This is a genomic window from Microcoleus sp. PH2017_12_PCY_D_A, from assembly GCF_020738565.1.
GTDB lineage: Bacteria > Cyanobacteriota > Cyanobacteriia > Cyanobacteriales > Microcoleaceae > Microcoleus.
On sequence record NZ_JAEQCI010000027.1, the window covers coordinates 14,454 to 26,876 of the forward strand.

13 protein-coding genes are annotated in these 12,423 nt (G+C 46.0%); 1 reads left to right on the forward strand and 12 read right to left on the reverse strand.

Translation table 11 applies throughout. The features are described 5' to 3' along the window. Positions 1-4: 4 nt before the first annotated feature. The 5 genes from JGK39_RS07600 to hemE all read right to left on the reverse strand — a co-directional run bounded on the left by JGK39_RS07600 (position 5) and on the right by hemE (position 5,695). Positions 5-439 carry a hypothetical protein gene (locus JGK39_RS07600; RefSeq protein ID WP_293257002.1) on the reverse strand — a complete coding sequence of 145 codons (435 nt, stop codon included), beginning with the start codon at positions 437-439 and terminating at the stop codon, positions 5-7. Next, entirely contained in the window at positions 420-896 is a 477-nt protein-coding gene (locus JGK39_RS07605) for a type II toxin-antitoxin system antitoxin SocA domain-containing protein (RefSeq protein ID WP_293256999.1), read from the reverse strand. The genes JGK39_RS07600 and JGK39_RS07605 overlap by 20 nt, the downstream gene beginning before the upstream one ends. A 323-nt stretch (positions 897-1,219) precedes the next feature. Continuing rightward, a complete protein-coding gene (locus tag JGK39_RS07610; RefSeq protein WP_293256997.1) occupies positions 1,220-2,818 on the reverse strand; it encodes a B12-binding domain-containing radical SAM protein in 1,599 nt (532 codons plus the stop codon). A gap of 508 nt (positions 2,819-3,326) precedes the next feature. After that, the gene (locus JGK39_RS07615) at positions 3,327-4,292 is read right to left on the reverse strand and encodes an NAD(P)-dependent oxidoreductase (RefSeq protein WP_293256994.1); all 966 of its coding nucleotides are present in this window, start codon (positions 4,290-4,292) and stop codon (positions 3,327-3,329) included. A gap of 338 nt (positions 4,293-4,630) precedes the next feature. Then, the gene (hemE, locus tag JGK39_RS07620) at positions 4,631-5,695 is read right to left on the reverse strand and encodes a uroporphyrinogen decarboxylase (RefSeq protein WP_293256991.1); all 1,065 of its coding nucleotides are present in this window, start codon (positions 5,693-5,695) and stop codon (positions 4,631-4,633) included. A gap of 543 nt (positions 5,696-6,238) precedes the next feature. Here hemE and JGK39_RS07625 point away from each other — a divergent pair. Continuing rightward, positions 6,239-6,442, forward strand: a complete 204-nt coding sequence (locus JGK39_RS07625) for a hypothetical protein (RefSeq protein ID WP_293205115.1) — start codon at positions 6,239-6,241, stop codon at positions 6,440-6,442. A 145-nt stretch (positions 6,443-6,587) separates the two neighbouring features. On the opposite strand, the gene JGK39_RS33585 is transcribed toward JGK39_RS07625, so the two are convergent. The 7 genes from JGK39_RS33585 to JGK39_RS07655 form a co-directional block, all read right to left on the reverse strand. Beyond that, on the reverse strand, positions 6,588-6,767 hold the full coding sequence (locus JGK39_RS33585; RefSeq protein ID WP_366048843.1) for a zinc-finger domain-containing protein: 180 nt from the start codon (positions 6,765-6,767) through the stop codon (positions 6,588-6,590). After that, positions 6,752-7,021 carry a hypothetical protein gene (locus JGK39_RS07630; protein ID WP_293256988.1) on the reverse strand — a complete coding sequence of 90 codons (270 nt, stop codon included), beginning with the start codon at positions 7,019-7,021 and terminating at the stop codon, positions 6,752-6,754. Before JGK39_RS07630 ends, JGK39_RS33585 begins: the two co-directional genes overlap by 16 nt. Then, complete coding sequence (locus tag JGK39_RS07635) at positions 7,018-7,215, reverse strand: hypothetical protein (RefSeq protein WP_293256985.1); 198 nt, start codon at positions 7,213-7,215, stop codon at positions 7,018-7,020. Before JGK39_RS07635 ends, JGK39_RS07630 begins: the two co-directional genes overlap by 4 nt. Before the next feature lie 136 nt (positions 7,216-7,351). Beyond that, on the reverse strand, positions 7,352-8,149 hold the full coding sequence (locus tag JGK39_RS07640) for a hypothetical protein (protein WP_293256983.1): 798 nt from the start codon (positions 8,147-8,149) through the stop codon (positions 7,352-7,354). A 504-nt stretch (positions 8,150-8,653) separates the two neighbouring features. Then, entirely contained in the window at positions 8,654-9,592 is a 939-nt protein-coding gene (locus JGK39_RS07645) for an LD-carboxypeptidase (protein ID WP_293256980.1), read from the reverse strand. A gap of 571 nt (positions 9,593-10,163) precedes the next feature. Next, positions 10,164-10,925, reverse strand: a complete 762-nt coding sequence (map, locus tag JGK39_RS07650; protein ID WP_293256977.1) for a type I methionyl aminopeptidase — start codon at positions 10,923-10,925, stop codon at positions 10,164-10,166. Positions 10,926-10,968: 43 nt separating this feature from the next. Then, complete coding sequence (locus JGK39_RS07655) at positions 10,969-12,048, reverse strand: glycosyltransferase family 4 protein (RefSeq protein ID WP_293256974.1); 1,080 nt, start codon at positions 12,046-12,048, stop codon at positions 10,969-10,971. Positions 12,049-12,423: the final 375 nt, after the last annotated feature.

Consider the following 12,423-nt stretch of genomic DNA (forward strand, 5'->3'; position numbering starts at 1 on the left):
TGTTTCAACTATAAAGATTGTGGTCGGGGTCTAGCCAAACAATATAAAAAATATTTTCACTAAAAAATCCATGCACCCTACCGTATTCATTAGCAGATATTTGAAACTGGTAGGGAATATTGACTAGCTCATCTTCATTGGGAATTCCGAAACCATTAGGCTCTGTTGTATCTTGCCATGCTATGCCATGACAGCGCAGGCTTTTACTCTGATTATTGATGATTTCTTGAGAATTCAATTGTGATAAATCCCGCAGCCTTCTCAAGAGAGATGCTAGATATCTAGAATCTCGGCCTGCTAGTGAAAATTTATCTTTGTCATCCTGATAGTACCTGAAAGAAAAACTCACTCCTTCGGGTATTTTTACATCTTGACGCTTGATACTAGATAAGGATGGCTGGCGGCGTATATCTGCCTTTTTAGGTTTCTTCGATGACACGGGTTTTGTAAAATTCTTTCATTAATTCCTTGGTAATAATAGCATGAGAAGGTTCATCTTTTGGCAAGTTACCTCTAGCCTTAATCCAGGGGTCTTCGCGTCGTACCATCAATTCCAGCTCGTAAGCATCGCAAAAAAAATACTCATCGGATAATTCGTCTAAAAACTCTTGTACATCTTCGGGAAACTCTGGTTTTTCGACTTCCTTGAGAATTGGCTTAAACCCAAATTCTTCTTTGTATTCGTAAAATAAAGTCGGGATAGTCGGCCCGTGCACCCAGGCTTCAAAATCCTCATCAAAAAGCGGTGTATCTTCAAAGGCTAGATACCATGCTTGGGCGTAGTACAAAAGTTTTTGGAGCTTGTGGTTGCTGAGGTAGGAGCCTACGTCATTGGCAAACCAAATGTAGTAATCTGCTAGTTGGGAGGCTGTTGTTACTGTAGTTATTGTGGTCATATAACTTGAGTCAATATGTTTTGTATTCTATCATATCATAATTATCTACTATATTAAACTAGATTACCTGCTCTCAAGAGGCAGCAGAGTCGCAATATATCACATTTCCAGGCTCTGCCTGGAAACAAGATTAATGCACTGATAGCACGCAAAGAAACCGGGTTTTTACCTAATCTCTCGACTCCGACGAAGGATATTCGTAAAAAACCCGGTTTCGGACTCACATTGCAAAGAAACCGGGTTTTTAGCTAATCTCTCGACTCCGACGAAAGATATTCGTAAAAAACCCGGTTTCTGATTACCCCTCCAGATGAGTGTAAATCTTAAACTACTTGCACTTGTTTTTCGGCAAGGGAAGCAATCAGGGCTTTTTGCTGCTGCTGTTGAGCTTCGTCAGCTAAAAACTCGGCTAATTGAGCTTCGATTTCATCGCGCACAATTTGGCGGTATTCCAGGAAATGCTCGTTGTGGGCGCATACTGTTAAATAGTGATCCCAAACTGCGGGATTCCGTTTGAGAATGCTAAATAAATGATGCCAGAACTTCCAGCGAGTTTTGCGCTTGACTCCTTGGCGCCAAACTACGGTTAGCAGCGCTCGCAAGTCGATCCAACTGGGGATTCTTGATGGTATATTTGCTGTAGGTGCACCTAACATCAAGAAGTGGCGGTAGGTGCGGTCTAAGTATTTCTCAGCATCGTACACGTCAGAAAATGCTTGGACATATTCCCTGGCGATGTCTTCTAGCGGCCGCGTCGGAATAAAGTTCATCAATGTAGTCTGATTCAAGTTCCCCGATTTGTCGCGCAATCTGCCTTCTTTTGCTAGTCGGTGCGACAATGCAGTGTGCGGTAAAGCTTGGAGCATTCCAAAGGTTGTACTGGGAATTGCTGCTGCTTCGGCGAAGTTGACGATGCGCTGGCCTGCACCGGGTTTTTCGCCGTCGAATCCGATGATGAATCCGGCCATTACTCGCAAACCGGATTTCGCAATTAGTTCTACTGATTCGATCAGAGAATTGCGGGTGTTTTGGAATTTCTTGGTCATTTGCAAGCTGTCTTCGTCGGGGGTTTCAATTCCTAGGAATACTGCGTTGAAATGACACTTCACCATCATGTCCATCAATTCTTGGTCTTGGGCTAAATCGATGGATGCTTCTGTGTTGAAGTTGAAGGGGAATTTGTGCTCTATTTGCCAAACTTCTAATTCTTTTAGCAACAGTTTGACGCTGCGTTTGTTGCCGATGAAGTTGTCGTCTACCATGAAGACGCCGCGCCGCCAACCTAGGTTGTAGAGACAGTCTAGTTCTGCTATTAATTGTTGGGGAGTTTTGGTGCGGGGTTTGCGCCCGTAGAGGACGATGATGTCGCAGAATTCGCACTGGAAGGGACAGCCTCGCGAAAATTGAATCGACATTGAGTCGTAGGCGTCTAATTCGAGCAGGTCGAAGCGGGGAACTGGGGTTGTGGTAACATCGGGTTTTACGCCGTCCGATCGATAGATTCCACTTTTTTCGCCCCGCAGTACCGCTTCGACAAACATCGGTAGGGTGATTTCGCCTTCGTCGAGAATCAGGTAATCTATGCCCGCTGCTTGGGGTTCTTCGGGTACGGAAGTCGGGTAAGGGCCGCCGCAGGCTACTGATTTACCGCGCCGTTTGGCTTCGCGGATGATGTCTAGCAAGTCTTCTTTTTGGACAATCATCGCTGACAGAATAACGAGCTCTGCCCATTCCCATTCTGCTTCGGTGATTTGTCGGATGTTGCGATCGACTAACTTGAATTCCCATTCTTGGGGTAGAATAGCTGCTACTGTTACCAAACCCAGCGGTGGAAGCAGCACTTTGCGATCGACTAATTCTAGGATTTTCTCGTAAGACCAAAATGTTTTCGGGAACAGGGGGTAAACTAGAAGCACTCGCATATTATGTTAAACCTCACATCAGTAAATAACTTGCGATCGGGCTGGCGGGACGTGAGAGTTCGATCGACTCTCAAGACTTAATGTTAAGGCTAAAATTACGATCTTGCGCGCGATCGACTATCGAGGGAGGGGCGACACCCCCTAACACAAAGATAATGGGCGCAATTTTTAGCTTGCAGTTCCCTGTTAAAGTTGGCAAATGCTGATATCTTATCGTATTTGACCCTTGATTGGCGGTAATCCGATTTGAAAAGTGTAGGAATCAGGCAAAAAAGAATTGGAAATAGTAGAGTTTAATAGGATAAAGAATTAGGGACGGGCTAGAAGCCCGATTGGTTCGTAGTGCGGACTTTAGTCCGCAACTAAACCAGCGGACTAAAGTCCGCACGTGCGTTCCTTGCCCGATTGGTTCGTAGTGCGGACTTTAGTCCGCAACTAAACCAGCGGACTAAAGTCCGCACGTGCGTTCCTTGTTTATTGCGGTTAATCGATCGCACAAAATATCACCCTACTTTACATTTTTATCGGGAATCCCGCTAGTCCTTAACATATCAGCAACTGTGCCGCAGTAACTGGGCAATCCGATGCTTTCGGGATTGACCAGATTTTGATAGGTAAAATGGCGGTAGCTGATGCAAAATCTATCCCAAGCAGCCACCTGAATTCGGAACAACCAAATAAAGAAATCGGCCAGCCAAGGTGATAAAGTAATCCGAAAAAATATCTTTTTATGCAAATACTGGCAAGCTTGTTCGACAACTTCGTTAGCTGTAATCGCCGGATTTCCTAGTACAAAATGTCGCGGTTCCTCAGAAATCGGCGGATGTTCGACTAAGTAATTAACTACTGTGGCAATGTCTGCACCGTGGATGAAGTGAAAACTGCCATCTGCTTTCAGCCAGCGAATCAAACCAATCCATTTGGCGACAAGCGGCAAACCGGATGATAGGTGAGAAACTGGTTTTTCGGCATCTCCTCCTAATACTAAGGTTGGGTAAAGTGCGGTAATTGGAGGCACGTTTGTTAAGGTAGATAATTGCGTCATGCAATCGTATTTCGAGCGGATATAATCTGTTCCCAGTTCTCCGGCTTCTTTGAGCAAATTGTTGTCTCTACCGAGAATGCTGGCGGTTGAAAAGTATATTACTTGTTGGCAAGTCTGGGGCGAAAGTAGTTGGATTAGGCGCAGGGTTTTGGTGACGTTGACATCGAAAACTTCTTGGGTTCCTCCCCAAGCTGTGGCTGCTAAAATTGCTACGTCTATTGTTTGCAGGAGTTCGGCAAATTGCTCGATATCTTTCATGTCGCCTTGTATGATATTGATGCCCGATCGCGCTTTCCAGTCAAATTTTAGCTTGTCGGGGTTGCGAACTAATAGGTAGAGTTCGTGGTTTGTCTGTTGAATCAAGGTTTCGGCCATGTAGTGACCGATACAGCCACTTGCACCCGTTATGAAAATTTTTTTGGCGTTCATTTTGCCGCAGCGGAAGATGGGAGAGAGAAAGGAGAGAATTGAGCTGTTTCATTCTCCTGCAATCCGCCAGGGGTTGAAACCCCTGGCTAATAGCAAAAGTCGGTTGAAACCGACTGAAGAGCACCATTGTTAATAAAGGGCTTTTTTGTGGGTGGGGGCGGGTTTATTTAGCCTGTTTGCACTTTTTAAGGCTCAAGAGTGAACCCGCCCCTACGGGATGCTTTATTCGCAAAGGTGCTCTTCGGTGAGTTAAAACCGACTGAAATATTAATCTTTAGTCCTCTTAAGAGGACTTTAGCTATGAGACAGGGGTTTCAACCCCTGTCGGATTGTGGGATTTAAGCAGTAACTGCGAGCAATTTGTCGGCTTGTTTCGCGGTTTCAAAGAAGAAACGCACGTTATCTTCGGGAGTTCCCGGCAATACGCCGTGTCCTAAATTGAGGATGTGTCCCCGATCGCCCGCTTTGCGAATTGTATCAAGAATTCGATCGCGAATAAACGGTTGAGAACCAAACAATACGCCGGGATCGAGATTTCCCTGAACGTTCATATTCGGGCCCAAACGCTTGCGCGCGTCGGCCATATCAACCGTCCAATCGACGCTGACGATATCTGCGCCGGATGTTGTCATGCGTTCGAGGAGGCCCGCGCTACCTGTGACTAATAAAATTAGCGGGGTGTCGGGATGGGTTTTTTTGACTTGCTCGAATACTTGTTTTTGGTATGGTAGAGCGAAGGTGTCGTAGTCCTGCGGGGACAGTTGGCCGGCCCAGGAATCGAACATTTGCACTACTTGGGCGCCGCAGTCGATTTGATAGCGCACGTAAACTGCGATCGCATCGGCGAATTTCGACAGCAACTGATGCAGTAAAGTTGGATCGGAAAACGCCATGTTTTTGATGACGGCATAATCCTTGGAACCTTTGCCCTCAACGGCGTAGGCTGCTAAAGTCCAGGGCGCGCCGACAAAACCGAGCACGGTGGATTTGTTGCCAACTTCCGCGCGCAGGGATTTGAGGATTGTTTTGATAAAAGGCAAACTTTCTTCCGGGTTCAGCGGTTGCAAAGCGTCGATTTGCTGCTGAGTGCGGATGGGTGCGTGGATAATCGGGCCTTTACCTTCGGCGATGTCCATGTCGATGCCCAAACCGGGCATTGGGGTGACAATATCGGAAAATAAAATTACGCCGTCGGGTTGAAACGCGCGCCACGGCTGAAGCGAAACTTCGATCGCAACTTCGGGAATTTCGGAACGTTCGCGAAAGGAGGGATACTTTTCTCGCAAATCTCGATAGGCTTTCATGTAGCGACCGGCTTGGCGCATCATCCACACGGGCGGGCGGTCTAGGGTTTCGCCGCGGGCTGCCCGCAACAGCAAGGGAACTTCATTTAATGATGACATCTTAACTTTTCTCGAATTTAGATCTTTTAATGTCTTTGGTAGCTTACCACTGTGCGATCGTCCTTTTCGATCGAAAATTCGGCGATCGGCCCGCAGCAGCTATTGTCTGATGTCTGTATGTGTATTCGGACTGACGCGGGGCTCAGAAACCGGGTTTTGGGCGATAATTCTTCGTCGCAGTCGGCAGATTCGCAAAAAAACCCGGTTTCTTTGGGTTTGATGGGTAAATTCCATACTATCTATCATTGCGAGGCACTATCTGTCATTGCGAGGAACGAAGCAATCTCCGCATCTGTTTTTTCAGCGCTTCTGTTTTCTGGACTCAATTAATTTGAAAATACGCTGTTTCGTTCTAACCCTCGCAGCATTGCTGGGCAAGGCTTTAAGCGATTTTTGGTACTGGGTTGAAGGAGTTTTGACGGATAATTTTGGGAGCCCTTGCAAATCTCCCCACTCGCTGGGGAAAATAATTGAATGGAAACTTGACCCAAAAAAATCAATAGGAATATAATTAAATTATACGAACTTAAAGAGTAAATAAAGATGTTTGATTGGATTGTCAAAACCGTAGTTGATGCTTCAGGGGTAACTAGCCAGCTAAAAGTAGCTGAATGGGCAAGATTGAATCAGACTAATGCTTTTGATATGGGCCCGAAAAACTACCAGAGGTGCTTACATGATTTAGGTTTAGGTGGCAAGTATCATGAACTTGAATACAATGAAAACGGAAGCCTTAAATATCAATAGTATCCATTATTTTTGAAACTGAATTAATTGCCTCACAAATTTTAGCTGGTAAGCAGCAACTGACTGTTGAACAAATTCAACTATCTCCCCACTCGCGCTTGGAAACTAATTGAATGGAAACTCGCGACGCCAAGAAACCCGGTTTCTACAAAGAAATTCGGTTTCTACCAAGAAACCGGGTTTCTGAACCCGCGCTACAGTCCAAGATATAGAAGCGATGAACCACAAATCCTGCGATTGCTTCGTTCCTCTCTTCGGACAAGAAACAGTCTTCGCAATAACAATAATCATGGCAGTCTATCGAGGACTCTATTTCTGAGCTAATATTGCATCATAATCACCATGAGTCCCTATCCAAAACCAGACAATACCTTCAGGTTTCTCAACTCCTAGGGCCCGGTAACTATCGCCTACTCGCACCGATTGCAATTGCTTTCGCCTGCCAACTTTTTTAAAATGCAGCGAAGGGTGACAGGGATCGACTTTGAGTAATTCGTAATTTTTATCGGCTAAAGCTTGTATTTCTTGAGGTAGCTGGTGATAGCAGTTCCAAAAACGCGGTAAAGTCAGATGCTTCATAACACTTTAGCCAATCCCGCTTCATACTCTGCATCAACTTCATCAAGTAGCGCATCTAACCGCCCATCCTCCAAATCGTCTTCAATTTGTCTATCCCAAACCTGTTGGCGATACTCTATCAGCCAAGCAGTTAGTTCGGATAGTTCCTTAATTGACAAGTTCATAATTGCTGTTTCAAGTTCTTTAACACTCATAGATTTTGCTACATCATTAATATTATTAATATACCAATAATCCTGAACGCATGGTTAGTGTTTGGGGCGGGTTTTTGAGATGGTTGGTTTGACTCATTGATGGTTTGTAAAACCCGCCCCAACGAAACAAACGAAATTACCTTGTCACGCACACTCCGCCTACAGATACGCGGCATTGATCTCGACTTGGATCGAACCTGCTATTATCATTAGATCGATCGAATCTACCATCATCCAGCCTCGCCGAATCTAAATCCCTAGTCCGCGAATTGTAATAATAATCGCCCGCCGGAACAGCCCTAGTCGGTACAGCGCAATAAGTCCCGTCCCTGCCGGCATCGTCAAATCTTACTCTTACTATAGAGCGTCGATCGCGACAATCAACAGGCCGCAAGCCAAAATCATCTCGCAAAATCCGTTCACCGTCGTAGCTGCGGCTGTCTCGGCCCCTGTCGCTTCTGTCATCCCACCTATTGCTAGCCCGTCTGTCGCCATCAATTCCCGAAACTTCCACCGTGTAGCTACCGCCCCTCGCAGCATCTTTCGCTAACACCAAAAGCTTGTAATCGCCGCTGCGGGGAATTTGATAATTAAAAGAACGGTCTTGGGTAAAAGCGACTTGCTTGTTGTTCCCGTAAAACAGTACCATGACGGGAGTAAAACCGCGACTTCTATCCGTATCTAAAAACACTTGAATGTTATCGCCTTCCCGAGCGCTGAAAGTATATTCTTGACCGCGCAATTCTTCCGTGGGAGTACCGGGCGTCCACATATTTCGGAAACGGTAAATCGGGGAAGTGCGGCGGATTACTCCATCTATGCGATCGTTATTTTGTATCTGTTCAGCAATTGCACTTGACGGAATTGCGGTAAGTGCCAATCCGGCAACTAGCACAGCGGCAGCAATACTGTTTAACAAGTTGTGTGTTTTCATATCAACCTCTCAAAAATTTGAAAATCTTTTTGCCTTGTTGGCGCCGACATTTGCATACACACTCTATTTTAAATCTAATTTCTGCCAACCGTGTTAACCTCACCCAACTGGACTATTTACCTAGTCGAACTGGGTTCGTAGTGAGGACTTTAGTCCTTCATAGCCTGTTGAGCAACAAAGGACTGAAATCCTGACTACAAAATAGGTTCGTAGTGAGGACTTTAGTCCTTCGTTCGTAGTGAGGACTTTAGTCCTTCATAGCCTGTTGAGTAAGAAAGGACTGAAGTCCTCACTACAAAATAGGTTCGTAGTGAGGACTTTAGTCCTTCATAGCCTGTTGAGTAAGAAAGGACTGAAGTCCTCACTACAAACCCAGCAAGAAAGGACTGAAATCCCGACTACAAAATGGGTTCGTAGTGAGGACTTTAGTCCTTCGTAGCCTGTTGAGTAAGAAAGGACTGAAGTCCTCACTACAAACCCAGCAAGAAAGGACTGAAGTCCTTACTACGAACCAACTTTTGACGATGTATCCCCACAAATCAGCAATCCCGATTCAGCATCGAGACTCGCCTCAATTCCCATCGGTAAAGCAGCGTTAACCCCCTCGTGGCCGAAGGGCAAATCTGAGACAATGGGAATATTCAAGTCAAAGAGCCGATCGCGCAAAACCTCTTCTATAGTAAAACTAGGAATATCCGGGCCAACCTCGCAGCGGCTGAAGCGCCCCAAAGCAATCCCCCGCACCCCCGCAAAAGCCCCCGCCATCCGCCATTGAGTTAACATTCGATCGACCCTGTAAGGAGCCTCCGAAACATCCTCAAATGCGAGAATAGCACCAGTTAAATCCGGTTGATAAGGGGTGGAGAGCAAATGAGTAGCCACCGTCAGATTCGCCGGAAACAACCGCCCTGTGGCTTGTCCACCAGCCCAGCCCTTACCTTGCAAAGATTGTAACGGGCGGCCTTCTACGCAGTCAAAAAGTCGATCGACAGACCAACCCGGTTCAGCCGCCAAAGTTGTCAGCAGGGGCCCGTGAACGCCCCAAATCCCCAATTTAGCGTCATTCCACAGCAAAGCCGTAATGTCGGAAAAGCCGATCAACCATTTCGGCGCATGGGAATCGGGAGTCGGAAAACCGGAATTAGCCCCATTTCCCACCTTGCCTTTTTCCAAAAGTCGAGTGCTGCCGAAACCGCCTCGAACGCACAGAATCCCGCGACAATCCGGGTCACTGAGGGCATCTGCGAGCTGTCGGACGCGGTTTTCGTCGGAACCGGCCAAGTAGCCAGCGCGATCGGCAAAACCCGGTGTTAATTCAACTCGATAGCCGCGGGATTTCCAAATTGCCAAACCGCGTTCAAAATTAGTCAATTCTCGCAGCGCGCCGCTAGGTGCAATTACCCGCAGCAAATCTCCCGGTTGCAGCCATTTCATATTAGTCATTATCGAAGGAAGAAGTAACAATAGTTGTAGGGTGTGTCGCCACAGAAAATCCCTAACTAAAAATCAACAATCTCATAGCGACGCACCAGTCTCTGCGATTGTTTCGCGGAACAATGACATATTAGTTGTAGCGTGTGGATACATCAAAAATCCCTAACTAAATACCAACAATCTCATAGCGACGCACCAGACCAAAAAATCCAACACTTCTCTTTAGCCAAACTTCCTCAAAATCGTGTCCTATCAATTTTCATTAATTTGAAGCAATACTGTAGGGGCGAGTTCACCAACAATCCGTAATTCACATCCAGAGTATTATAAACTCGCCCCCACCCAACCTACAAACTCTGATTAGCAAGCAGTTTTGGGGAATTCTGCGATGAATAAGGCATTTTTTGGGGCTTCTGAGATTTGATGTGATACCATTTATAAAAACTATTAGTATACAATAATTATTGAGTTTATTTCCTTAACTGTGCAAGGTGCGTCGCCATGAGATTGTCGATTGAATTTAGATATTTTTCGTGGCGACGCACCCTAGGAATACTACGAATACTAATTACGAAATACTTTAAGGTAAAGTCAGAATTTCCACCCCAGAATCAGTCACAGCCAGAGTGTGTTCAAACTGAGCCGAAAGCTTACCATCCTTAGTGATCGCAGTCCAACCGTCTGCCAAAATTTCCACATCCCAAGTACCCTCATTAATCATCGGCTCGATCGTAAAAACCATGCCTTGTCTGAGCTTCTTTCCCGTCCCCCGCTTACCGTAATGCAAAATTTCCGGTTCCGTATGAAAAACGCGGTGCACGCCGTGTCCCGCAAAATTTCGCACTACCGAAAAACCCTGGGCTTCAGCATATTCTTGAATTGCCGCACCGATGTCACCAGTGCGAGCACCGGGCTTGACTTCCGCAATTCCTCTTCTGAGACATTCCTCAGTTACTTCAACTAACCTTTTAGCTACAGGTGAAGGTTCCCCAACAAAAAAAGTTTTAGAAGTATCGCCGTGATAGCCATCAACTAAAGGCGTTACATCAATGTTCACAATGTCACCTTTTCTGAGAATTTGTTTCGCATTCGGAATTCCGTGACAGACAACTTCATTGACACTAGCGCACAGAGATTTCGGAAATCCTTTATAACCTAGCGGAGCACTTTTTGCGCCGCGGGCTAAAGTCCAGCGTTCCGCTTCGTCGTTAATTGCCAGAGTGCTGACACCCGGTTTAATCATTGGTTCAAGATGCAGAAGAAGCTGAGCTGCTAAGCGGCCGGCTTGACGCATTTTTTCGATTTCTCTGCTCGATAAAAGCACTAAACGTTCAGTTGCCATAGTTTTTTTTGTGGTCTTTTGTTGGGGTTAATTAAGAGTTTATTTAACTCAATTTTAGAATAGATTTGAACCAGCGTTCAAAAAGATCGCCCGCAGCTCCTAAATTGTATTCTACCTCTGCTTGTCGCCGGCAAGCGCTGCGGTCAATTTCGTCTAAACGCCCGATCGCACTTACCAGCCCATTTACACTGTCAGGCTCAACTAAAAAGCCCGTGTGCCCGTCTCGAACAATTTCCGCAGGCCCCCCGCGTTCGTAGGCAATCACAGGTACACCGCACGCTAAAGCCTCGATCGCCACATTTCCGAAAGCTTCCACGCAGCGCGGCGTCATCAACAATGCTCGGCACTTGCGGACTTGCTCTTGCATTTTGGTTGTGGTCAGAAACCCTAAATATTCTACCGGAGCATCCGGGTAATCTGCACAAATTTTTTGCCAATAATCCTCATCCTGCATTTTGCCCATAATTTTCAGGGGAATGCCTGTAATTTTTGCTGCCGCCACAGCATCTTCTAAGCCTTTTTCCGGGGCGATGCGGCCTAGCCAAGCTAATTTTGGTTCCGGTTGGCTGCAAAATTCGTACAGCGATAAATCGATGCCGCCACTTCCCACCAACTCACACTCGCTAGCAAAGGCAAAGGTTTGGGCTTGAGTAAGGGTGCAAACTCCCAGCGTACCGGGAAATTTAGTGGCGATTTGTCCGGCGATGCGATCGAAGGATTGGGAAAGGGAACCCATACTGATAAAATGTGCGATCGGAGTCCTAAAAAATGGCGTCAAATAAAACGGCAGCCAATCGTAGGCAAAATTAACAATCAGATCCCAATCATCCTGAACTTGGCGAGCGTATTCCCACATATTCGCCAGCACAGAATCGGCAGGCATCACAATCGGATCGTGGTAATCTTGTGATAGGGCAGTTACTTGCAAATCCCCCGCAATTTCGATGACTGGAATTGACTCTAAGACTGAACCTGTCGGTGCTACAACTGTGATTTTATGCCCTCGACGCTGCAATTCTTTAGCAGTGTTGAGCACTGTAAGTTCGACTCCGCCGCCCAACCCCGAACCGAGTTGACCGACAGAAGTTGATAGGAACAATAATTTTAAAGAGTTATTAGTCATTAGTCATTGGTCTGTGGTCGTTGGTCATTAATCACTTATTTTAGGATGCGATGTAGAATCATCATGTCTATCTTTACCTGAAGATAATAATACCATTTTTGTAAAATAATGCAACTGTCTTTGTAGGTGTGTGTCTCTCTTTCAATCCCTCAATTTAATAGACTTTTCGAGTAAAGACGCACCTTACACCTCCGGGAGAATCAACAACCCTCCTTCATTCAATTGACAGTTGACCTGTGACAGTTGACAGCAGTTGACCTCGACGAAGAAGGAAGAGGATTGGAGTAGATGGTAGGGTGCGTCGCTACTAAATCGTTGTCTAGAGCCAGAACCCTTGAGTGGCGACGCACCCTACAGATTATAAATAAAGAGGGT